Raw genomic sequence first — 23154 nt, 5'->3', positions numbered from 1 at the left:
GATGGTGGCGCTTTCACCCACAGCCCCTCTGGTGTAGCCTGTCCGGATTAGGAATACGAACCGACCTGTTTCCAGATCGTTAGTTAACGCACGTCCCGGCACCTTCGATCATCCAGGACCGAACACGCGGGGGGCTAGATGAGTGGCATCATCATGGACCGCCGCGCCCTGTTGCGGGGGGCCGGTTGCGCTGGCTTGGGCCTGGCCCTGGGCCCCCACGCCGCCCGCGCGGCGCTACTGCCCTTGCGTTTTGTCTATGCGGACAACGTGGTGCCCTTCAGCTATGCCGACGCGGACGGCAACGCCACCGGCCTGCTGAAAGACGATGTGGACGTCGTGACCTCGGCCGCCGGCTATAGCCAGACCACCAGCCTGATGCCCTGGGGCCGCGCCCAGGCCACCGTGCGGGCCGGCCAAGCGGACGGCTTCTGCACCGTGCCCTCCGCCGACCGCGCCGTTTATGTCCAGTTCTGCCTGCAGCCGGTGATGACCAGCGACATCGGCATCTGGCACCGCCGTGACGACGACCGTTTCAAGGCGGTTGGCAGCCTGGAGGAGCTGGCGGCCTTCAGTCTGGGCAGCTACGTCGGCAACGGCTGGGCGACGGAGCATGTGGGCACCATCCCCACCCTGGCGATGGTGCCGGATCCCGTCAGCGTGCTGAAGATGCTGGCTGCCGGCCGCATCGACGCCTTTGTCCATGACGAGCTGCAGATGGGCTATCTGGCCCGCGCCGCCGGCCTGACCGGCACCCTGGCCTATACCCCGCGCCCCTTCCTGGGCCAGGTGGTGCGCACCCTCGCCATCCGGCGCAGCCTGCCCGACTGCGCCGCCGTGGTGGCAAGCCTGGACGCCGCCATCCTGGCCCGTCGCGCCGATCTGGATGCGCTGGCCCGCCGCGTGCGCCTGGGCATGGCCTGACCGAAGGCGCGCTTAGAAGACGCCGCGCCAGGGTGTAAACTGGCGTCTGTGGGAAACGGGGGCCCGCGTGGACCGGAAAAGCCGACATCGAAAAGGCATGGCGCGATGGGCGCGGCGCGTGGCGCTGCTGACAGTCGCCCTCCTTGGCGCATGGGGGGGAGCGGACGCCTCCCCCGCACCCAGCGGCGTGCCGACACCGGTTCTGGAGCTGCGCATCCCGCGCCACGGGCCATCGGACGCCAAAGCCCCCAGCATGTGCGAGGAAATCCTGCTGGCCTTGACGCGCCAGGTGGCCGGCGTACGGCTGGTGTGGTCCACGGACTGGCTGACCCATGACCGGGCGGTGCAGGAACTGGCGGCCGGCCGGCTGGACACGGATTGCGGCTACTACCGCACGGCGGAACGGGAAGCCCGGATACTCTATTCCCACCGCGCCGTCATCCGCATGGAAACGGTGCTGGCCGTGCGCGCCGACGACCCGGCCGACATCGCCACCTTCGATGAGTTGCGCGCGGCGCTGGCAGACGGACACGACACCATCCTGGTCAACGCCGGCTCCGCCTTTCTGGAGCGGCTGCACCGCGCCGGCATCGAAGACCACAGCATCGACGCCTGGGCCGCGCACAGCGACACCAACCTGCGCAAGCTGATGAACGGCAGGGGCCGCTTCTTCATCTTCCGCAACCCCGGCCTGACGGAGGTCATCCAGAGCAACGGCTGGGACGGGCGGATTCGCATCCTGCCCCATTCGCTGGCGGTGGAGGACCAATACATGGTCTTCTCCCGCCACCTGGATCCTGAGGTCCGGGAACGGCTGGAGGCGGGGTTGGACCGCCTGGCCGCGGACGGCACGTTGGAGCGTATCGCCCGGCGTCACACGGGCCGGGCTCCCGGGCTTTGATCCCTTAGAGCGGAACGCGATCAGGTGGAGTCACCTGATCGCGTTCCGCTCTATCATGAACAGGTTAAGAGCAAGATGCGATCATGGCTGATCGCATCTTGCTCTAGGCCGCGTCCTTCACGCAGCGGAAGCCCACCAAGGCGGAGCGATCGCGGGAGGGGGCCATCAGCAACAGCTTGCCGTGCTGGTCGTTGCGGTAGGCTTGTGGAAAATACCAGATGGAGCCCTGGGGCTGGTACAGGCTGCCGCCGCGCAGGATGGCGGCGCGGGTATGCTCGTCCTGGTACTCATCCGTCCACTGCCAGACGTTGCCCACCAGATCCTGGACACCAAAGGGACTGGCCCCCGCTGGATGGGCGCCCACGGCATCGGGCGGCCGCACGGCGCGGCCCCGTTCCGGCACGGGCACGGCATCATCCCGCCAGGTGTCGCCCCAGGGGTAGCGGCGGCCATCCCGCCCTTGCGCCGCGTACTGCCATTCCCATTCGTGCGGCAGGCGCTTGCCCGCCCAGGCGGCGTAGGCCCGCGCATCCTCTTGTGACACCCAGGTGACGGGCCGGTCGTCCCAGCCGGCGGGATAGGTACCGCCCTTCCAATCCTTCAGGAAGTTGCGGTCGTCCCTGGGGTGGTAACCGCTGGCGTCCAGGAAACGCTTGAACTGCGCGTTGGTCACGGGAAAGCGGTCCATGAAGAAGCGCGGCAGCGACAGGCGATGCTCGTGATAGCGCCGCGCCTCCCCCTCCCAGGGATAGGCGACGTCGACGCCGGCGTTGGTGCCGCCCTCGATCTCCAGCCCCTGGACACGGAAGGTGAAGTTGCCCGCCGGGATTTCCACCATACCGTCGGGCGCGGCGACGGCGGGCACCGTGGCCGGGATATCGACCAGGCGCTGCGGCAGCGGCGCCCACACGCGCGGCAGGCTGGCCAGATCCGTGGCCGTCAGTGCCTTCATGCGCGCCATCAGGCCGCGCGTGGCGGCATCCGGCGCGTCCGGCAGGGCCAGTACGGCGCCGAAGCCCTGAGCCTCCAGCGGGAAGGACAGCAGCAGTTGGCCCCCTTCCCGGCGCGGCACCAGTTCCACGCCGTGATAGAGGTCGAAATAGCGCGAGGCCGCCCCGTCCGCCGGCACGGCCAGCACCGTCTGATCCAACGGGTGGTCGTTGCGGTTGACGATGGTCCAAGCCACGCGGCCATCGGCACCGGGCCAGCGGCTGGCGTACACGCCGGCGGCACGGGTGGGATAAAAGGGCTGCCAGTCCGGGCTGGACAGCAGGCCTCCCAAGCCCCGTTCCAGGGTCGCCACCCGGCGCATCGCCTCGCCATCGCGGGCGCTGATGCCATTCCAGATGCCCCAGACGTTCTCCCACGCCTCCCAGCCGACACCGTTGAAAAAGGCGTAGTGCAGGTCGTCGGTTTTGTCCCGGGCCCAGCGGTCCGAAATGTTGACCATGTGCCGGGGCTCCAGCCACTTGTAGCGGTCGACCTTGGGCACGGGCGCGAAGGTGTATTGGCCCCAGGACATCAGGTCCCAGGCCACGGCCTCGTCCGCCAGCACCCCTTCCGGCTGGAAGGCCAGCGGATGGCCGGTCTTGTCGGCCGCCAGGGAAAACGCCAGAGGCACGCCGTCCTGGGTATCGCCGTTGATGCCGTCGATGCCAATCTCCCTGGCCATCTCGGCGATGGCCTGCGGCCAGGGATGGTCCGGCGCGCGGGTGCCCTGGTCCCACATCATCATGGGCAGCAGCACGCGCACGCCCCGGCGGTGAAAATCCGCCACCATGGCCTTCACCGCCGGCAGCCCGCCCGGCAGGTTGGCCACCTGGTCCAGCTGGTTGCGGTCATCGATGCCCATATTGGGATAGTCGGGCCACAGCAGCACGGCGTCGATGCCGCCGAAGCGGGCCGTCAGGTCATCCAGGTAGCGATCGACGGTATAGCGGCCGGCCACCGGATCATAGAAATAGCGATCCTCCACCATCATCTGGGTCTGAACGAAGCTGGTGCGCGTCCAGGCCAGGCGGGGATCAGCATAGCGGGCGGGATCATAGCCGATGCGGATGCGCCGTTCCTGGCGCCAGTGACGTATGTCCGCCAGCCAGGCCTCGTAATCGGCGTTCGCGCACTCCCGCGTCCCGCCTTCCCACGCCTCCCGCCAGGTGAGGCAGGCGGGGCCGTTGATCATCAGCTGTTTCCAGCTGCCATAGGGCACCGCCTGGGTGTCCTGCGCCCCGGCGGTGCCGGTCAAAAGCATGCCTAGAAAAGCGGCGGCCAGCAGGCGGCGCATGGGACGTTCCCCCTACTGCCGGGCCAGCAGGCCGTTCATCAGCAGATCCAGGATGCCCTCCTTGTCCTCCTTCAGGCAGACCTGCGCATTGGCCGGGCCTGGCGCCGGTGTCGTCTCCCCCTTGTCGCCCACGACCAGGCGCAGGGGCGTTGTGGGGCACAGCCTGGGATCCAGGACATAGGCCACGGGCACCAGGTCGAACAGCGTGGGCGTGATCTGGCCCCAGCCGTTGAGGTGCCGCCACTGGTGATACATCAGGGCCAGGGCGTCGGTCATGGGCGTGCCGGCGGCGAACAGCAGGTCGCGCTTCACCTCATCTAGCTTCAGCCGGGTGCTGTCGAGCGGCATCACCACCAGGGGAACGCCACTGGTGAACAGCTTCTTGGCCGAAGCGATGTCGGAATAGATGTTGTACTCCGGCGTCGGGCCCTTGAGCGGGCCGTAGCCGGTGTCATCATAGCCGGCATAAACCGAGCCACCCATCATCACCACGCGCTTCAGCTTGGCGAAGCCGGCGGGATCACGGTCGATCAGAGCGCCCAGGGTGCTGGGTGGCGCCAGCGAGATGAGCGTGACCTGCCCCGGGTAGCGACGCGCCTGTTCCAGGATGAAGTCCACCGAGGACGGCACGGGCGCGGCCGGCGCCGGCTGCCCTTCCGCCCAGCGCTTCTGGGTATAGGGCGTGGCGTTGGCCGTGGCGGGCCCTTGCGTCACCGGCACGTCGGCGCGGCCGGCGATGGTCAGCAGGCGCTGCAGCTGGCGCACGCGCAGGCCCGTGTCGCCCCAGGCTGCCGTGACGCCCAGGATGTCGAGGTGCTGATCATTCAGCGCGGCCGCCAGGGCGAAAGCATCATCGATGTCATCACCGATGTCGGTATCGATGATGACCTTTTCCCGGCTTGACGCCGCCGGGGCGGCGGTGCCGGGACCCGCCAGCAGGGCGACACAGAAGACACCCGCGCACAGCAATAGGAACAGCAAGGCGATCCGAAGCATGGACCGGGTCATGGGTATCCCCCAAGGCACGGAATGGCCGCCCACGGTTGGGGGCGCACAGGAACAAGGACCCGTCGCTGCCACGGCCGGGCCCTTGCCAGAACAACTCGTCTCATGGACACCCGATGGCAGGCCAGCCGCCACCGGGATCGCCCATGACCACGTCTTAGAACGAGTACTTGGCCTGCACACCGATGATGCGGGGTTCGTTGACCATACCCGTCAGGTTGTTGAAGTCGATGGCGCCGATGACGCGCACCTGGTCCAACACGTTACGGACGAAAGCCGCGACCTCATAGCCGGCGTCATTCTTGTAGCCCAGGCGCAGGCCGCCATCCAGCAGCCACTTCCCGGTGAATTCAGTCGACTTGTACAGGAAGAAGTTCACGTCGCTGCGGTAGGCCCAGTCGGTGTAGAAGAACACCTCGCCCTTGTCGCCCACCGGCACACCATAGCGGAAGGTGGCGTTCAGCACCCATTCCGGCGCCTCGGGCAACGGGTTGCCGTCCAGCAGGGCGTTGCCCTGGGCGTTCAGCGCGTTGGTCACGGTGCAGCCGCCGCCGCAGGTGGCGACCGACACGTTCGGGTCCTGGATTTCGGTGTGGTTGTAGCTGCCGCCGAAGGTGACCAGCATGTGCTCCACCGGCTTGGCCTCCAGCTCCGCTTCCACGCCGTAGCCGACGGCGTGGTCGGCGTTCAGCAGGCGGGCGGTGTTGCTGGCGCCACCCACGGCGGTCAGCTGCATGTCGCTGGTGTCGTAGTAGTAGCCGGTCAGGTTGAAGCTGGCGCGCTTGTCGAACAGCGACGACTTGACGCCCGCTTCATACGAGATGGTGGTCTCAGCCTTGGCGGAGGACGTGGCGTTGGCGAAAGCGATGCGGTCCTGGATGGACGGGGCCAGGTAGCCGGTGGCAACGCGGGCGAAGACGTTCACGTCGCTGTTGACGGCGTAGTCGGCCGAGATGTCCCAGGAGGCATTGCCGCCGTTGACACTGGTGCGCAGGTAGATCGGGCCGGTGAAGCCGAAGTCGCGGATGGACTCGACCGACTTGTTGTCGTGGGAATAGCGTACGCCGCCGCCCAGGGTCAGGTCGTCGGTGATCTTGTACTTCACCGAACCGAAGACGCCGTCGGTCTCGCTGCGGTCCTTGTGGCGAACCTGGTTGTCGATCGACCCGTCGGCGGTGACGTAGTCGTAGTCCTTACCGGTCAGGTAGGAGTTGAAGTAGTACAGGCCACCCTGCAGCAGCCAGGGGCCCAGGTCGTTAGAGGCGAAGCGCACTTCCTGGCTCAGCTCACGCGGGGAGTTGTAGCCGCCGGTTTCCACTGAGAACGGCACGTCGGAGGGCACGCCGCCGTCGATGTCGCCGCGGCTGAACACGTTGGCGCGCTCATAGCCGCTGACCGAGGTGACAGTGACGGGGCCGGCGTCATAGACGACGTGCAGGTTGGAGCCGAAGGAATTCAGCTTCTGCGGGTTGGCGCCGTCCTGGTTGGCCTTCTCGATGTCGAAGCCGGGGACCAGGTCATTGGTGCCCTTCTGGATGATGTTGGCGCGGAACAGACGGGCGGAGCCATCCAGCTGGCGGCCATGGACGTTCAGCAGGATGTCCAGGTTCTCGTTCGGCGTGTATTCCAGCTGGAACCGGCCGGCCAGATCGCGATAGCCCTCGAAGTCGGTGTCGTTCTTCGTGGAGATGTCCTGGTTCTGCACCCAGTCGTTGCGGCGCTGCAGGCTGACCGAAGCGCGGTACTTCAGCACGTCCTTGACGATGGGGCCGCCCACGGCGCCGGTGAAGTTCACCGTATCATAGGTGCCATACGTCAGGTCGGCGAAGCCGCCGAAGGTGTCGCTGGGCTTGGCGCTGTCGATCTTGACCACGCCGGCCGGGGTATTCTTGCCGAACAGCGTGCCCTGGGGACCGCGCAGCACTTCCACCGCACCGACGTCGAAGACCGGGAAGGCCTTCAGCATGGGGTTTTCCATGGCGACGTCGTCGAACACCACCGACACCGGCTGGGAGGCGTTGGGGTCGAAGTCGGCGTTGCCCAGGCCGCGGATGTAGAAGCGCGGATAGGTGCGGCCGAAGGATGACTCCGCCTGCAGGCTGGGGGCGCGGCCCGCCAGGAAACGGATGTCCTGGCCGCCGGAGTTCAGCACGTCCAGCTTTTCCCCGCTGATGGAGGTGACGGCGATCGGCACCTCACGCTCCAGCGCCGGCCGGCGTTCGGCCGACACGATGATCTCGTCCAGCTTGTCGGAACTGTCATCGGCGGCCTGCGCCACGCTGGCCAAACCCAGCAGGCTCAAAGCCGACATACCCAGCAGCGCGGACTTCAGCCCGCGGCCCTTCTCAACCCTCATCATGCTCGATCCCTTCACTTTTTCCAGGCCCTTGCCGGACCTGCTTTTGCGTTGCCCGTCGCACCGGTCCCCGCGCCAAAAAGGCTAGGCTGGGAACAGCCGGGGGAGGGTACATGGCAGATTTTGTTTGCGGCAGCCCCACTACTCCCGAAGGTCTTTCAAATCCAACAAGAAAGCGAGGGCCAGACCGGAATTTTGCCGCAACGCACATATTTGATGCGCGAGTGTTGCCGCAATGCGGCAGTTGGGGAGGGGTGCTAGCAAGAATGACGCCAGTTTCTGGCATCTCCAGACATCAAGAAGACACTAGGGGGAATACCGTAGACTTAAATTTGACCTGAACATTAAATAGGCATGCGCGCACACAATGCCTAACTTTTGAACGTTCGACTCAGAGCGGCTTGTCCGTCGGCAAAGCTGGGGATAGAAAGCGCCCGGGGTCCGGCTACCGCCTCAACTACAGGATCAGTAATGCCGAGGCTCGGTTCGCCACGCCTTAACCTCTACCATGCCGGCTCCGCTACATCAGAGCGCAGCCGCTACAGCCCCAGGTCGCCATGTCCCTATCCTTACCCGCCCTTACCGACTATGCCCTCAACCGCCTGCTGCCATTGTGCCGCGACCGGTTCGCTGACACGGTCCATGGCGGTTTCCATGAACGATTGGATTCGGCGGAACAGCCCTTGCCGCTAGGCTACAAGCGGTCTATGGTGCAGGCTCGCCAACTGTACGTTCTGGCCCATGGCGCGCTGCTGGGGGACCGCAGCGGCCAAGCCGCCGCCGAGCGCGGCTACGACTTCCTGGTCCGCCATTTCTGGGATGACCGCAATGGCGGTTGGTTCTTCAAGGTGCTGCCCGACGGTCAGCCCCTGGACAACTCCAAGGACTTTTACGGTCACGCCTTCGTCCTGTTTGGCCTGGCTTACGTACATGCCGCTTTCGCCGCCCCCCGCGCTCTGACGCTGGCGCAAGAGACCTGGGCGCTGATGCGCGACCGCCTGGCCATGCCGGCGCTGGCGGACGGCGGCTGGGGCGGCTTGGCGGAAGGGGCAAGTGCGGAATGGGTCCCGAATGGCGCGACGCGCCGCCAGAACCCGCACATGCATCTGCTGGAAGCCCTGTTGGCCTTGCATGAGGTTACTGGGGACAGCGCGTGGCTATCGGAAGCGACCGCCGTCATCCATCTGTTCCAGGCCCGCTTTTTTGACGGCACGACCAATACCCTGAGAGAGTTCTTCACCCAGGATTGGCGGCCTGATCCCGCCACCGGGCACATCGTCGAGCCCGGCCACCATTTCGAGTGGGCTTGGCTGCTGGACCGGTACGCCGGACAAGGCGGCGACACGTCCGTGTTGCCGCTGGCCGACGCCCTGTTCGACAAGGCGGTGGCGCATGGCTTCCTGCCCGACGGCGGCATCATGGACCAGATGGATCCCCAAGGCGCGCCCGTCCTGCGTACCCGGCGCATCTGGCCAGTGGCGGAGGCCATCAAGGCCGCCTTGTCGCAGGCCCGCCGGCACCACGGCACGAGCGCCGGCGACGCCGCGGGGGCGCTGGCCCAGCGGCTGATGGTCCACCTGCAGGCCGCGTTTCTCGACCCGGCCGGCGGGCGCTGGATTGAAACACAGGACGAGACTGGCGTGCCCACCATGCGCGACTTGCCGGGCAGCACGCCCTACCACCTGTTCCTGGCGGCGATGGAAGCCGCCCGCGCCGATACTTGACCTACGCGGCGGGCAGGCCTTATCTGGCCTGCCGCAGATGCCGGCTGGCCGTCCATGGATCAAAATCCGCCTGCGCCCGCAAATCCTCGGCCAACGAGGCCGGCCGGTCCAGCAGCTGCACCAGCGGCCAGGCCATTTCCAGCGCCGGCGCCCGGACAGCCTCAGCGGCCAGACCCGCGGCATAATCCTGGACGAACGCCATGGCCCCATCGATCATGGCCGAGATCGCGGCGCCGGTGGCGGCATCGGGGTGCCACCGCACATCATCCACCCCTCGCACGTCATTGCCTATCACCTCCTGGCCTATGGCGACCTGGCGTCGGGCATCGAACAGCAGCCCGACCGACGCCCGGTTGGCATGCAGGCGCCGCAGAATAGCTGGTGCCACGTCGGTGTCGGTGAACAGGGCCGCCATCCGGCGCGCACGCCGCCGCCGCCGGCTGTCTTCGCCGTCCGTCAGGCCGAAGGAATAGCCGTGGACGCTCAGGTCCACCATGCCGCTCAAGGCCGTTTCGAACGCTTCCTGCGTGGCACCGTCCCACCCCAGGTCGACCAGAGCCACGGGTGTCTCCGGCGCAAGCCGTAGATTCCTCATGAAGGTGAAGAGGGCCCGGCGGTTGCGCCGACAAACCTTCAGAATCTCAAATCGATACTCAAACAAGAATCCGCGCAGGCGCGGATGCGCCGCCGGCGACAGCCTGATCTCATCCCCCAGCTCATACTTCTTCATCACCTCCGGCGCCGGCGCCGGAACGCCGATGCGCTCCAGCACCTCGAACGGCGCCAGACCGTCCGATCTGGAGATCAGGAATGGCAGGTAGTCGGCGAAGTTCAGGTCATCCATTGCCGCCAGGTCGAAGGCAATCCGGGACCCGGGGAGGAAACTGCAGGGCGGCAGGGACCAGAGGCCCGGGCTTTCCTGTACCAGGCGCTCCAGTAGATAGCCGCCCCGTGAGCAAAACAGCAGGTGCCGGATGTCGTCCAGCTTGGCCTGGCGTTCGATCCAGTTCAAGAAACCGACGGCGGCAGGGCCAGCAACACGATACCCTAGATCGCGGGGCGGCAACGTCCCCGCGGGCAAGGCCGCCGACATGGGAGTCACCGGGCCAACGGACATATCGCTGCCTTGGCCGCGGCCCTGATAGTGAGCCGCCGCGAGGCCCTTCGCTCGCGCTTGGGCCACGTCGCCTTGCACGTCACAACCGACGTGCAGCACGCGCTCGCGCGGCAATTGCAGATAGTCGATGGCCAGATCGAACAGGTCGCCGTCCCGGGCCGTGAGGTTGCAATCACTGGAGATGAACAGGGCGACGGAGTCGAGCCCGTGGCGGCCCAACGCGTCACGCACGAAGGCGCGACCCATATAGCTGTCGGCGACGATCAGCACCCGCCGGCCCGACGCCTGCGCCTGCCGGAGCGCGGCGATCGCGATGGGATCGGGACACAGCAGATCCAATTCCAGCGCCACTTCAGCCGCCTTTATGCAAGCGGCCAGCGTCGGCTCCAGGGTCAGGCAATCGTAAATGCCGGCCAGCGTGATTTCCCGGCGGCCTGCCTTGCGCGCCCGGTCCAAGGCCTCCGCCTGGGCGGCTTTACGCTGGGCGGAAAAGCCCGACATGGAGTAGCGCCGCCCCAGCATATCGAAAACGGCATCCGGCGAGGGGGCGGCGCGATGGAACAGCGTGCCATAAAAACCGAACGATACAGCCCCCGCAGCCATGATGGCCTCATGCAGGACCTGGTCCCCAAGCGACGGACCGCCCGAAATGGCGGCCGGGTCAAGGCTGTCAATCATGGCCGTCATCACGCGATCTCGAAATTGCCGCCGTTGGGATGCAGGTTGGGATTGCCAAAGGGATCGTGCAGGAACAAGCCGGGATGCCGGTCATAAAGCCGGCCCCGCTCCTGTTCCAACCGCGCCATCTTTTCCGGGGACACGAAATCGAGGCCCCTGCTGATGGATTCGTGGTGGATCAACTCAGCCGCCTGGCACATGACGTTGTAATAGCCAACCTCGTGCAAGCGCATGCACAAATCCACGTCGTTGTAGGCGATGGGTAAGGTCTCATCGAATCCGCCCACCGCTTCGAACTTGCGCCGTTCCACCATCAAGCAGGCGCCGGTCACGGCCAGCCAGTTATATTCCAGCAAGTTACGCAGGAAATAGCCATAGTGGTTCCGATCCTGCCGCAGGAAGGCATGGCTTGGACCGTTGAACAGGTTCAGCACGCCGGCATGTTGTACCTTCTCTCCACCCGGGTACAGCAGCTTGGCCCCCACGGCGCCCACATGATCCAGCTGCGCGTAGCCCGCCATGCGCTCCAGCCAATCAGTCGTCAGCACCTCTGTATCATCATTCAGGAACAACAGGATGTCCCCCGTGGCGGCGGCAACGCCCAAGTTGTTCAGTTCCGAATAGTTGAATGGGGCGTCATGGCGGATGACCTTGACCCCGGGCCAGGCCCGGATACGGTTCAGGTAACCCAGCGTGGCCGGTTCCCGGCTGCCGTTATCCAACACCACGATCTCATATCGGTCATAGCTGGACCGGGCGCGGATGCTGTCAAGGCAGGCCGACAGCACCGGTTGGTTGTCGCGCGAGGGGATGATGATGGAGATGGTGGGCGTGCCCCGGATGTCGTAGCGCACCCGGTGATAGCTAGGCAGCTGGGGCAGAGGCTCCAGCGTGCCCTTCAGGCCCCGGCGGGCCAAGGTGTCGGCGCGCAAGCGTTCAGATACGGACACGACGTAGGGCTTGGCGTTCAGGTCGGCCGCCGTGGATTGCGGAATGATGCGCCAGTGATAGAGCACCTTGGTCACGTGCTGGATGCGCGTCGTCCTCTCCGCCAGGCGCAGGACCAGGTCCCAATCCTGGCAGCCATCATACTCCGGCCGAAGCCCCCCAAGTTCGTTCACAAGGCTGCGCCGGACGCAGCTGACGTGGCACGTGTACATCGTGCTCATCATCGTATCGGGCGACCAGTCCGGCTTGAAGAACGGCTGCGTGAACCGGCCGTCCTCGGTGATCTTGTCCTCGTCGCTATAGACGAAGTCAGGATCGTGGGCCGCGATACACAACGCCAGCTCATACAGGCAGTCGGCCGTCAGTTCGTCGTCATGATCGAGGAAAACGACGAAATCGCCCGTGGCGGCGGCCAGGCCGGCGTTGGTGGCGCCGGAAATGCCCTGATTGGCAGGTTGCCGCAGGATGGTGACGCGGGGATCGCGCGGCTGCTCCAACGCCGCCCGTGTCGCCGGATTGGGGCTCGCGTCATCCACCAGCACCAGCTGCCAGTGGGGATACCATTGCGCCTCCACCGAACGGATCGCGGCCTCAAGCAAGGCCGGCGGCGTATTGTAGATAGGCACCACGATGGAGAAGGTGGTGGAGAGGTCCTTGAGCCGCGCATCCAGGTCCGCAGGCCGGCGCGGCGCGCGATAGACATAGCCGTCGGGTCCGCGCACATCCGCCAAGGCCCCCTTGGTCGCGGCCAGATCAGTGCCCGGTTCACCCTGCGCCGCCCCGCCCGGCGCCACGCCGTTCAGCAGCCAGAACTTCACACCGGTGATGCCATGGTCTTGCCGAATCCGGCGAACGTCGGTGAGGGTCGCCTTCGGGCCCCGGCGCCTGAAGGCCCACAGTAGCGTGACCATCGCGGCGCGGCCCTGGAATGCGCGGCGCAACAACCAGCGCAAGGGGCCGGTCAGCTGCCAACTGCGCGACTGGTAGATCCGTGTCAGTTCCGCCCGCAACGCGACGTTCGCCGCTTCGGCATCCTGCAAAGAACGCCCGCGCTCCCCAGCGAGTTGGTTGAGATACGCAATAGTGCGATCACGATCCGCCAGGGTTCGCGTCAGGCTTGCGATTTCGCCATCCCGCTCCGCCAGAATACGCACCGCGTCGCCCTCATCATGCGGGGCTGGCGTCCTAGAGAGTGTCATTGTCAGCACAGACCATTATTTCAAATTTTTGGCAGAGCAAGAAAAAGGCGCTATCTATTACTTGATCTTGGCCAGGGGAGTGGCCCCGCGGAACGCTATATGGATCAGGTAGTGCTGTCAACAAACGGCCCCCGCCGCCCTGTACGGCACACGGTAATACACGCCCTTCAATCCCGCCCACCCGCCACCGCGGTGACCGGGGCCGGTCCGCCGAACCGCCGGGCAACCACGGCCCAGCCCTCCCGCCCCGCCGCGACCGCGGCGTCGGCCAGCGACAGCACGCGGTCGCGCTGCCGGTCCGGGGCGGCGCAGGCCGCGTGCAGAGCTTCGCCCAGCGCCTGCAGTTGCTTGAGGCCGGCATTTCCGGCGGTGGAGATGAGGTCGTGCGCCTCGGCACGCAGCCCGTCCATGTCACCGCGGGCGCGCAGCGCCGCCACCCGGTCCAGGCGTTCGCCCCCATGCGTCACCAGGCTGCCGACGAGGCTCTGGAACTGCTCGCGGCCGGCGATGAGCTCCAGCCGCTGCAGCACGCTTTCATCCAGGACCGTGGCAGCCGGCAGAGGCGTGGCCGGCATGGCCGCCGCCGCTTCGTGGGGCGAGGCTTTGGTCCATCGCGCCACGGCGCCCAGAAACTTGCGCTGGTCGAAGGGCTTGGCCACCACGTCGTCCATGCCGGCGTCCAGATATTCCTCACGCATGCCGGCCATGGCGTTGGCCGTCAGGGCGACGATGGGCACGCGCACGCCGGCCTGGCGCGCGCGGATGAGCCGCGTGGCCTCCAGCCCGTCCATGCGCGGCATCTGCACGTCCATCAGGATCAGGTCGAAGACGGCACCCGGCGCGGTCGCCGCGCGCACGCCATCCTCGCCATCCTCGGCCAGGGTGACCTCATACCCATCCTTGCGCAGCATCAGCAGCGCCACCTGCTGGTTGATATGGTTGTCTTCCACCAGCAGCACGCGGCGGCCGGCGCCGGTGCCCACCTTGGCCGGGTCGGGCTTGACCGGGGACGCCGCCACCTGGCTCAGGAACAGGCGGCTCAACACGTCCAGCAAGGTCTGGCGGCGCACCGGCTTGGCCAGCACGGCGGCGAAGACGTCGACTTCGGCGTTGCCCCGGTCCATCACCCCGAAGGACGAGATGAGCACCAGCTTGGTTTCGGCGAAACGGCTGTCGTCGCGGATGCGCTGGCCCAGTTCATCACCCCGGACGTCCGCCATGGAAAAGTCCACCAACACCAGATCGGGCGGCCGGCCCGCTTCCCAGCTTCTTTCCAGCGCCGCCAGGGCGGACGCGGCGCCATCGGCCAGGCTGACCATCAGGCCCAGGTCGCTGAGCGCGCGGCTCAGGATCTTCTGATGCAGGGGGATGTCGTCCACCACCAGCACCCGCAGGCCCTTGATGCCGTCCACCAGGGTATCCTGGTCCACCAGGGTGGCGGCCACCGGGCGCAAGGGCACGGTGAACCAGAAGGTGCTGCCCTGGCCGGGAACACTGTTCACGCCGATGTCGCCGCCCATCAGTTCCACCAGCTGGCGGCAGATGGACAGGCCGAGGCCCGTGCCACCGAAGCGGCGGGTGATGGAGCTGTCGGCCTGGCTGAACTTCTGAAACAGGCGGGCGCGCTGTTCCTCGGGGATGCCGATGCCCGTATCGCTGACGGCGATGCGCAGCCGGCGGCGGCTGGCCGCCCCGATGGCCGCCCCAATGGCAGCGCCGGGTTCCTGGCCGATCTCGATGGCGACACTGCCGGTGGTGGTGAATTTGATGGCGTTGGACACCAGGTTGGCCAGGATTTGGCGCAGGCGGGTGGGATCGCCGCGATAGGCGCCGCGCGCCGCGTCCTCCACATAACAGACCAGGTCCAGATCCTTTTCCGCCGCCTTGGGCGACAGCAGCATGGCAACACTGTCCGCCAGCTCATCCATGGAAAAGTCGATCTCCTCCAGCTCGACCTTTCCGGCCTCGAGCTTGGAGACGTCCAGGATGTCGTTGATGATGGACAGCAGCATCTCGCCGCTATCATGGATGGCGGCGGCCAGCACCCGCTGCTCCGCATCCAGCGGCGTGTCCAGGATCAGCTGCGCCATGCCCAGCACGCCGTTCATGGGCGTGCGGATCTCGTGACTCATGTTGGCCAGGAATTCCGACTTGGCGCGGCTGGCCGCCTCGGCCGCCAAGCGGGCCTGGTCCCTCTGCTCTGCCAGGGTGGCCATCTCCAGCGCCTGGTCTTGCAGGGCGGCCTCGGCCCGGCGCCGCTCCGCCACCTCGACCTCCAGCCGGGCGACGGTAGCCGTCCGTTCCTCCAGCAGCATGTGCTTCTCATGGAAGCTGAGCTGCTTGCCCAGGGCGCCACCCAAGGCCTTGGCCATCATTTGCAGCAGGGCCACATCCTCGGCCGTGAAGGCGTCTGGCTCCGTGCCCATGACCTTCAGCACGCCGACCACACGGCCCGCCTCGGACAGCGGCGCGCAGATCATGGAGCGCACGCCCACCATGCGGCAGGCGTTGCGGTCCACGCGGTCATCGGTCTCGCTGTCCCGGCACATCAGGACCTTCTCGGTCTCGACGCAATAGCCGGACAGGCTGCCCTTGCGTTTCAGGTGCACACCGACGAACTGCGACACGGCCCCGCTGGCGGCGCGATAGACCATGTCCTCGCCCTCTGCCAATTCGACCACGGCACCTTTGGCGTGCATCAGGCGTTGCAGGCGGTCCACCACCGTCTGCATGAAGGCATCCAAGTCCAGGTCGGAATCGGCCAGCAGGGACTGGGTGAGCACCACTTCGCTCAGGCGCTCCACCTGATGCTCCAACGCACGGATGCGGTCCGCCTCGGACTCCGCCCGGGTCACGCCTGCCTCTTCCACGCTCAAGCCATCGAACCTAGCCATACCCAGGCGCCACTATACGTGCACCTCGCCCTGCAAACAGCGTTCAAGTTGGGACGCAAGGACTATCTTTGGCAGTAAATTGTTGGCATCGCCGGCCATGGCGCGCCCCGACGCTGGTCGCCGCCCACGCTATGGTTCATGGTTCATGCAACCTTAACATGAACGCTATATCGCTATATTTGGCGGAAGGCGCCCTGTCCATGTCCGGCAAGCCAGGAGGTACCCCGGTGAACATCAGCAAGACAGTCTTGTCGGGGATCGGCGGCGTCGCCGCCCTGGCCGTGGCCCTGTCGGGCATCATCGCCTTCGTTGCTGCCCGGGACCTCGCGGCCCAGGCCGCCGCCGGGCGCAGCCTGGCGGCCTATGGCGATACCCTCAGGCTGGGCGCCCTGCTGGCCTCGGAACGGGCCGCCTGGAACGGCGCCTTCAGTGCCGATGGCCCGGTGGACACCGGTGCCGGCAGCGCACCGGGCAAGGCCATGGCGGCCACGGATGCCGCCCTGACCGCCGCCCGGAGCAGCACCGCCGCCGCGCACCTGGATCCGGCCGGCCTGGGTCAGGCGGAAAAACTGCTGGCCGACACGCGTGCCGGCGCCAAGGCTGAAACCGCCAAGGCCAGGGCCGACCGGGCGGCGGACGGCGCGGGGCGGATGCAGGAAGGCATCGCCGCCACGGCCGCCGCGGTGGACCACGCCGCCGATCTGGCCTTCCGCCGTACCGCCGCCTGGTCCGCCGACCTGACGGTGCCCCTGCAGATCGGCGCCATGGCGCAGGACCTGCGCGCCGCCGCCGGCACCCGCTCCGCCATCCTCAGCCTGTTCCAGGCGGGCCAGGCGCTGGACGCCAAGCGCCTGCAGACCGCCACCCAGCTGACCGGCCAGGTGGCCACCCTGTGGCGGCTGCAGACCCAGGCCGTGGCCAATCTGGGCAGCCCGGCCAAGCTGGCCGAGGCGCTGGCAACCGAGGAGTCCACCCTGATGAAGGAGGGAGAGCCGCGCTACCAGGCCATCCTGGAGGCGGCGCGCGCCGGCGCGACCAGCCCCATGGACAACGCCGCCTGGCGGGCCTGGACCAGCCCCATGCTGGACAACGCCCTGATCCTGCGCGACCGCGCGCTGGAGACGGCGCGCGACATGAACCGCGACGCCCTGGCGGAGGCGCGCTTGCGCCTGATGCTGGGCGGTCTCACCCTGGCCTTCGTCGCCGTCATCACCGCCCTGGTGGCCTGGGTGCTGCGCCGCCGTGTGACCCGGCCCATCAAGGACCTGACCCAGGCCATCACCCGGCTGGCGGAGGGCGACCTGGAGGTGGCCATCACCGCGCCGCGCGTGCAGGACGAGGTGGGCGCCATGGCGACCGCCCTGACCGTGCTGCGCGACAACGCCGCCCTGGCCCGCGCGGCCGAGCGCGAGGCCGCCTCCGCCCGCCAGGCGGCGTTGGACCGCGCCCGGGCGGTGGACGGGCTGTGCCGTGACTTCGACAGCCGTGCCACCATCGGCTTGAACGCCATGGAGGAAGCGGCGGACCACCTGGCCGCCACCTCCGCCGCCATGACGGAGACAGCCCAACACTCCAGCCGCCAGGCCGCCACCGTGGCCAGCGCCGCCCAGACCGCGTCCAGCGGAATCAACACCGTGGCCGCCGCGGCGGAAGAACTGTCGGCCTCCATCTCCGAGATCAGCCGGCAGATGGCCCAATCCACCACCATCGCCAACGACGCCATGGCCAAGGCGGAGGAAACGGACCAGTCCATCGCCGTCCTGGCCGCCGCCAGCGCCAAGATCGGGGAAATCGTGGGCCTGATCACGGCGATCGCCAGCCAGACCAATTTGCTGGCCCTGAACGCCACCATCGAGGCGGCGCGGGCGGGCGAAGCGGGCAAGGGCTTCGCCGTCGTGGCGGCGGAGGTCAAGAACCTGGCCAACCAGACGGCCCAGGCGACGGACGAGATCACCCGCCAGATCGGGGAGATCCAGTTGGTGACGCGCAGCGCCGTGGCCGGGGTGCGCGCCATCTCCGACGTCATCCACACCATGGGCGGCATCACCGCCGGCATCGCGGCGGCGGTGGAGGAACAGGGGGCGGCGACGCAGGAGATCGCCCGCAATGTGCAGGAGGTGGCCATGTCCACCCACCAGATCACCGCCAGCATCGATGACGTGCGCACGGCTGTGGAACAATCCACCACCGTGGCGGGAGACCTGCGCCAAGCCGCCACCTCCATGACCGACCGGGCGGAACGGCTGAAGGGCGACGTGGCAGGCTTCCTGGGCGGCGTGCGCACAGCCTGAGCTGGCCTGGCGGCCCGCCTGGCCGTACAAGGATTCCCGATGCCAATGGGGAATCGCGCCAATGGGAATCGCATGGACCTGACCCACCGCTTGAGCCGTCGGCCGCTGACACCCGATGACCTGGACCTGGTATGCCGGCACCGTACCGCCATGTTCCGCGAGTCCGGCCGGCCGGAAGACGCCATCGCGTCCATGGCGACACCCTTCCGCGACTGGCTGGCGCCCCGCCTGGCGGACGGGCGCTACTTCGGCTTCGTCCTGGAAGATGCGAATGGCGCGGCCGTGGCCGGCATCGGCCTGATGGAGATCGACTGGCCGCCCCATCCCGCGCATCCCGGGGAAGGCCGGCGCGGCTATATATTGAACGTCTATGTCGAACCCACCCACCGCCGCCGGGGCCTGGCCCGCCAGCTGATGGATTTGGCGGAGGCGGAGTTCCGGCGGCGCCGCGTCGCCTATGCCATCCTGCACGCCACGGCGGCCGGCCGGCCCCTGTACGAACAGGCAGGCTGGGGCCCGACCACCGAGATGGCCAAGACCCTCACCTGACCGGATCAGGCCCGCGCCAGGCCCAGGCCCTCATCGATCCAGCCCGTCAGGCCACCGATCATCTCCTTCACCGGACGGCCCATCCTGGCCAGCTTCAACGCCGCCTTGGTGGAACCGTTGCAATGCGGCCCGGCGCAATAGACGACGAACAGCGTGTCGGCGGGATACTCGGCCAGCCGCGCCTCGCTCAGCTGCCGGGTGGGGATGTTGACGGCGCCCGGCACATGGCCGGCGGCGTGCATCGCCGGGGTGCGCACGTCCACCAGCACGAAGTCCTTGGTCTCATGGTTCGTGGCGTACCAGACGTCGGCGCAGTCGGTCTCGAACGCCAGCTTGGCTTCGAAATGAGCCGCGGCGGCCTGGGATGGGGCGGCCGGCGCCTTGGCGACGACGGAAGGGGAAGCGGGGCTGTAAGCAGCGGTGGTCATGATCGGTATCCTTGTCAGACGACGGTGACGCGCATTTTGTCGCCCGACGTCCGAATTCCCGCCAGTGGCGCGCCAGCCAATATGCAGGTACTTCCAGCCAAGCGGCGCCTAAACGGAAGAAGGCTGGCGCGAACACCTCTGTTGCCCCATATTATGCCTCTAAATACGGATAATTGATGAGGCGGCCATGGGCTCGCAAGCAGCCTTCCTGGCAGAAGTGATGGCGTCCGACGGCTTGGTCGCCACCGACCGCCTGGCGACCCAATTGCGCATCACCAAGACCGAACTGGCAGGCGCGATGGGCCTGTCCCGCGACGCCGTCTCCAAGTCCAGCCGGTTGCGCGCGCCCAGCACCCAGGCCCGGCTGCGCGACGGGGTGGAGATCATCAATCGCATCCTGGCCTGGTCAGGTTCCCTTCCGCAGGCCTTCGCCTGGTACCGGGCGCAGCCCATCCCATCCTTTGGCGATCAGACGGCCGAGGACCTGGTGAAGGAAGGCCGGGCCGAGGCGGTGAAGCGATACCTGAGCCGCATCGCCGTCGGCGGCTACGCGTGAGGCTGACTGGCCTGGTCTACCGGGCACACAACCCGCGTTGGGCATTCCTGCCGGACTCCGGCGACGGGGCCGCCCGGTTCGGCGGGCGCTTCAACCCACCCGGACTGCCCACCCTCTACACCGCGCGCCGCCTTGAGGCGGCCTGGCTGGAAGCGCAGCAAGCCTTCCCCTTCAAGGCACAGCCCATGACGATGGTGGCCTATGAGGTGGACTGTGCGGGCATCGTGGATTTGACCGACCCCGCCGAACGGGCCGCCCATGGCATCGATGGGGCCGACTTGGCCTGCGCCTGGGAGGATCTGGCCGACCAGGGCAAGATGCCGGCCAGTTGGCGGATCGCGCAGCGCCTGCATCAGGCGGGGCATGTCGGCATCCTGGTGCCCAGCTTCGCCCCCGGCGCCGGCGCCATCGACATCAATGCCGTCTTCTGGACCTGGGGACCGATGCCACCCCATCAGGTGCGAATAATCGACGACGCCGGGCGCCTGCCCCGCAACGACCTGTCGTGGCGCTGATGCCCCGGGGGACCGATCCTGCTGACAGCTTCTGTCACCCGGCGCGGCTAGGAAGGTCCGACCAGACAAACGCAGGACAAAGGCACGCGATCCCATGGCCCGCCCCAACTACATCGAGCTGCCCACCCGCGACATCGCGGCATCACAGCGCTTTTACGAACAGGCCTTCGGCTGGTCGCTGACCGGCTTCGGCCCCACCTACGCCTGCACCATGACGGGCGACGTGGACATCGGCCTGCAGGCCGACGCGGCGGAGGCGACCAAAGCCCCCCTGACTGTCATCCAGGTGGACGATCTGGAGGCGGCGCTGGCCGCCGTGACCGCCGCCGGCGGCACCATCGTCCGCCCGACCTTCAGCTTTCCCGGGGGCCGCCGCTTCCAGTTCACCGACCCCTCGGGCAATGAGTTGGCGGTGATGCAGCCGGACGCCGACCACGGCTGACAACGCGTACCGCTGGAGGAGTGACCCCTAGCCTGAACGGTTAGGGCAAATCCTCCGGCCAAAGCTGCGCCGTGTGCAGGACACGTAGAATAAGGATAACGCCCTTTTCCACATGATACGCGGCGATGTACGGTGTATCGGGGATCACCAGCTCTCGCGTCGGCGGCACACGCCCGGGCCGACCTTTTTCGGGAAAGGCCTTCAAGCCTTGAACGGCGGCATGGATACGATCATCCATGACCAAAGCGGCTTAGGGATTCCGCTCGGCCAGATAGTCGAAGATGCGCTCGCGGTCCGTAACGGCCCAGGGGGACCAGCGCAGTTTCACGTGTCACCCCCGTCCGCGTTGCCCGCGACCCGGCGCAGGGCGTCGCGCCGCTGCGCGAAACGGGCCTCCACCTCGTCTTCCTCCAGGCTGGGGCGGGCATCTTCCAGCGCTTGGCGCACCTTGGCGCGAAACCAGGCATCGTGGGCCGGACCATCCGCTAGCAGGAAGGGCAGCGCCCCCTCATTGGCGGTCCGGGTCAGCAGGATACGGACGGCATCCGATACTGTCAGCCCCATGCTTTCCAGCACGGCGGCAGCCCGCTCCTTCACATCGGCGTCAATGCGCGTCTGCACCAAGGCATTGCTGACCATCGCATCCTCCTTCATAGCTTGCATTACAGTGTAATGCATTTGATGGATAAAGACTATATCTGCCAGGTAAGGCCTTGGCGCCCACGCCAACAAACAGGCATTTCCGGCCACGCTGGCGATGCCCCCTTGGCGCCCCCGCCACGCCGGTGTTTCATGGGATGCCATGACCCTGCGCCGCCCTACTCCATCCGCTCCGCCGCCCCCGCACAACCGCACCGTGGCCGTCCTGGCCTATGACGGCTTGTGCACGTTCGAATTCGGCGTGGCGGTGGAGGTGTTCGGTCTGCCCCGGCCGGAGATGGTGGACTGGTACGAGTTCCGGGTCTGCGCCGCCGACACCGGCCCCATGCGGGCCATGGGCGGCATCCAGGTGTTGGCCGACGGTGGGTTGGAGGATCTGGCCGACGCCGGCACCGTCATCATCCCCGGCTGGCGGGGCAAGGACGCCCCGGTGCCGCCGGCCCTGCTGGACGCGCTGCGCCGGGCGCACGCCGCCGGGACGCGGCTGGTGTCCATCTGTTCCGGGGTCTTCGTCCTGGCGGCGGCCGGCGTGCTGGCCGGCAAGCGCGCCACCACCCACTGGCGCTATGCCCAGGCCCTGGCGGAGCGGTTCCCCGACATCCGCGTGGAACCGGACGTGCTGTACGTGGACGAGGGATCGGTGCTGACCTCAGCCGGCAGCGCCGCCGGCCTGGATTTATGCCTGCACATCGTGCGGCGGGACCACGGCGCCCGCATTGCCAACCAGGTGGCCCGCCGCCTGGTCATCCCGCCCCACCGCGACGGCGGCCAGGCCCAGTTCGTAGAGGCGCCGCTGGCCGATGAGGCCGCGCCCTTGTCCGCCCTGTTCGATTGGATCCGCCGCAACCTGGACCAGGACCTGCCCCTGGCCCGCCTGGCCGTGCAGGCGCGCATGAGCGAGCGCACCCTGGTCCGCCGCTTCCGCGAGGCCGCCGGCACCAGCCCCAAGGACTGGATCCTGACCGAGCGGCTGAACCGTGCCCGTACCCTGCTGGAGGCCACATCCCTGCCGCTGGAGCAGGTGGCGGCCGACTGCGGCTTCGGCAGCGCCGACACCCTGCGCCACCATTTCCGCGCCCGCCTGCGCACCAGCCCTGCCGCCTATCGCAGCCGTTTCGCCGACGCGGCGGAGTGACCGGCTACAACCGTCCGCCAGCGGCATTCACGGCGGCCAGCACGGCGGCGATGTCCTCCGCCACCGTCTGGTGGGCGCCCCCGATCAACAGCGTCGCCTTGCCCGTGCCGCCCGGCGGAGTTTCTGTGGGCAGAGGCGGGCGCAGCAGCGACACGGCCGACCCCCGCACCCACAGCGCCGACCCGTCCGGCCGCGTCAGACGGGCGAAGTCGTGGGCCAAGCCCAGGCGGGCCAGCAGGGCGTCCGGCGCCTCCGCCGTCGTCACCCCTTCGGCCAGGCCGCCCAGCGCCGTGCCGGATGGACCACCAACCAGGGTGCTGATGCCGCCGGCATCGATGTGGATGGTGGTACCGGCGGATGTCTTGATCTCGGCCATGGTCTTCCTCCTGATAGGGATTTTGCTCCAGCCAAACCCAGGGCCGCACCAGCGGCCTAGACGCGCATTCGGCCATCCGCCATCCGGCCTCACCGACAAAGCTGCACAAAACCGGTTGCGCCCGACCAGGCCAAACCCTAGAGTGTCCGCCATATGACAAGGTTGTCATATGCCC

The 23154-nt window shown here is 67.4% G+C and carries 19 protein-coding genes; 9 read left to right on the top strand and 10 right to left on the bottom strand.

What is annotated here, in order from left to right; genetic code table 11:
- The first annotated feature begins 138 nt into the window (after positions 1-138).
- On the top strand, positions 139-921 hold the full coding sequence (locus Y958_RS22260; RefSeq protein ID WP_088874191.1) for a substrate-binding periplasmic protein: 783 nt from the start codon (positions 139-141) through the stop codon (positions 919-921).
- Between the two features lie 118 nt (positions 922-1039).
- Entirely contained in the window at positions 1040-1822 is a 783-nt protein-coding gene (locus Y958_RS22255; protein WP_186291558.1) for a substrate-binding periplasmic protein, read from the top strand.
- A gap of 103 nt (positions 1823-1925) precedes the next feature.
- Here Y958_RS22255 and Y958_RS22250 read toward each other — a convergent pair whose 3' ends face one another.
- The 3 genes from Y958_RS22250 to Y958_RS22240 form a co-directional block, all read right to left on the bottom strand.
- Positions 1926-4106: a formylglycine-generating enzyme family protein gene (locus tag Y958_RS22250; protein ID WP_088874189.1), complete on the bottom strand. Its 2181-nt coding sequence runs from the start codon at positions 4104-4106 to the stop codon at positions 1926-1928.
- 12 nt (positions 4107-4118) lie between these two features.
- A complete protein-coding gene (locus Y958_RS22245) occupies positions 4119-5114 on the bottom strand; it encodes a nucleoside hydrolase (protein WP_244909642.1) in 996 nt (331 codons plus the stop codon).
- Positions 5115-5268: 154 nt separating this feature from the next.
- Positions 5269-7470 carry a TonB-dependent receptor gene (locus Y958_RS22240; protein ID WP_088874188.1) on the bottom strand — a complete coding sequence of 734 codons (2202 nt, stop codon included), beginning with the start codon at positions 7468-7470 and terminating at the stop codon, positions 5269-5271.
- 554 nt (positions 7471-8024) lie between these two features.
- Between Y958_RS22240 and Y958_RS22235 the strand changes: the two genes are divergently transcribed.
- Complete coding sequence (locus Y958_RS22235; protein WP_088874187.1) at positions 8025-9191, top strand: AGE family epimerase/isomerase; 1167 nt, start codon at positions 8025-8027, stop codon at positions 9189-9191.
- Between the two features lie 19 nt (positions 9192-9210).
- Here the strand turns inward: Y958_RS22235 and Y958_RS22230 are convergent, their stop codons facing one another.
- The 3 genes from Y958_RS22230 to Y958_RS22220 form a co-directional block, all read right to left on the bottom strand.
- Positions 9211-10995 (bottom strand): HAD family hydrolase, encoded by a 1785-nt coding sequence (locus Y958_RS22230; protein ID WP_088874186.1) that lies wholly within the window; start codon positions 10993-10995, stop codon positions 9211-9213.
- Positions 10995-13133 (bottom strand): glycosyltransferase family 2 protein, encoded by a 2139-nt coding sequence (locus tag Y958_RS22225; RefSeq protein ID WP_088874185.1) that lies wholly within the window; start codon positions 13131-13133, stop codon positions 10995-10997. Before Y958_RS22225 ends, Y958_RS22230 begins: the two co-directional genes overlap by 1 nt.
- A 167-nt stretch (positions 13134-13300) precedes the next feature.
- Complete coding sequence (locus Y958_RS22220) at positions 13301-16027, bottom strand: response regulator (RefSeq protein ID WP_088874184.1); 2727 nt, start codon at positions 16025-16027, stop codon at positions 13301-13303.
- 227 nt (positions 16028-16254) lie between these two features.
- Here Y958_RS22220 and Y958_RS22215 point away from each other — a divergent pair, with 227 nt between their 5' ends.
- Positions 16255-18318, top strand: a complete 2064-nt coding sequence (locus Y958_RS22215) for a methyl-accepting chemotaxis protein (protein WP_186291557.1) — start codon at positions 16255-16257, stop codon at positions 18316-18318.
- A gap of 72 nt (positions 18319-18390) precedes the next feature.
- Entirely contained in the window at positions 18391-18867 is a 477-nt protein-coding gene (locus Y958_RS22210) for a GNAT family N-acetyltransferase (RefSeq protein WP_088874182.1), read from the top strand.
- Between the two features lie 5 nt (positions 18868-18872).
- On the opposite strand, the gene Y958_RS22205 is transcribed toward Y958_RS22210, so the two are convergent.
- Positions 18873-19295, bottom strand: a complete 423-nt coding sequence (locus tag Y958_RS22205; RefSeq protein ID WP_088874181.1) for a rhodanese-like domain-containing protein — start codon at positions 19293-19295, stop codon at positions 18873-18875.
- A gap of 187 nt (positions 19296-19482) precedes the next feature.
- On the opposite strand from Y958_RS22205, the gene Y958_RS22200 reads away from it, so the two are divergent.
- The 3 genes from Y958_RS22200 (at position 19483) to Y958_RS22190 (ending at position 20808) form a co-directional block, all read left to right on the top strand.
- The gene (locus Y958_RS22200) at positions 19483-19851 is read left to right on the top strand and encodes an antitoxin Xre/MbcA/ParS toxin-binding domain-containing protein (RefSeq protein WP_088874180.1); all 369 of its coding nucleotides are present in this window, start codon (positions 19483-19485) and stop codon (positions 19849-19851) included.
- Positions 19848-20366, top strand: coding sequence for an RES family NAD+ phosphorylase (locus tag Y958_RS22195; protein ID WP_186291556.1), 519 nt, complete (start codon positions 19848-19850; stop codon positions 20364-20366). The genes Y958_RS22200 and Y958_RS22195 overlap by 4 nt, the downstream gene beginning before the upstream one ends.
- A 94-nt stretch (positions 20367-20460) precedes the next feature.
- A complete protein-coding gene (locus tag Y958_RS22190; RefSeq protein ID WP_088874179.1) occupies positions 20461-20808 on the top strand; it encodes a VOC family protein in 348 nt (115 codons plus the stop codon).
- Positions 20809-20848: 40 nt separating this feature from the next.
- On the opposite strand, the gene Y958_RS22185 is transcribed toward Y958_RS22190, so the two are convergent.
- On the bottom strand, positions 20849-21046 hold the full coding sequence (locus Y958_RS22185) for a type II toxin-antitoxin system RelE/ParE family toxin (RefSeq protein WP_211098750.1): 198 nt from the start codon (positions 21044-21046) through the stop codon (positions 20849-20851).
- A gap of 86 nt (positions 21047-21132) precedes the next feature.
- Positions 21133-21447 carry a type II toxin-antitoxin system RelB/DinJ family antitoxin gene (locus Y958_RS22180; RefSeq protein ID WP_088874178.1) on the bottom strand — a complete coding sequence of 105 codons (315 nt, stop codon included), beginning with the start codon at positions 21445-21447 and terminating at the stop codon, positions 21133-21135.
- 163 nt (positions 21448-21610) lie between these two features.
- Here Y958_RS22180 and ftrA point away from each other — a divergent pair, with 163 nt between their 5' ends.
- Entirely contained in the window at positions 21611-22603 is a 993-nt protein-coding gene (gene ftrA / locus Y958_RS22175; RefSeq protein WP_088874177.1) for a transcriptional regulator FtrA, read from the top strand.
- 4 nt (positions 22604-22607) lie between these two features.
- On the opposite strand, the gene Y958_RS22170 is transcribed toward ftrA, so the two are convergent.
- Positions 22608-22979, bottom strand: coding sequence for a hypothetical protein (locus Y958_RS22170; protein WP_088874176.1), 372 nt, complete (start codon positions 22977-22979; stop codon positions 22608-22610).
- Positions 22980-23154 lie beyond the last annotated feature (175 nt).

The sequence above is a fragment of the Nitrospirillum viridazoti CBAmc genome, assembly GCF_000730165.1.
In the GTDB taxonomy this organism is placed as follows: domain Bacteria; phylum Pseudomonadota; class Alphaproteobacteria; order Azospirillales; family Azospirillaceae; genus Nitrospirillum; species Nitrospirillum viridazoti.
This window is presented reverse-complemented; position numbering and strand designations above follow the sequence as displayed.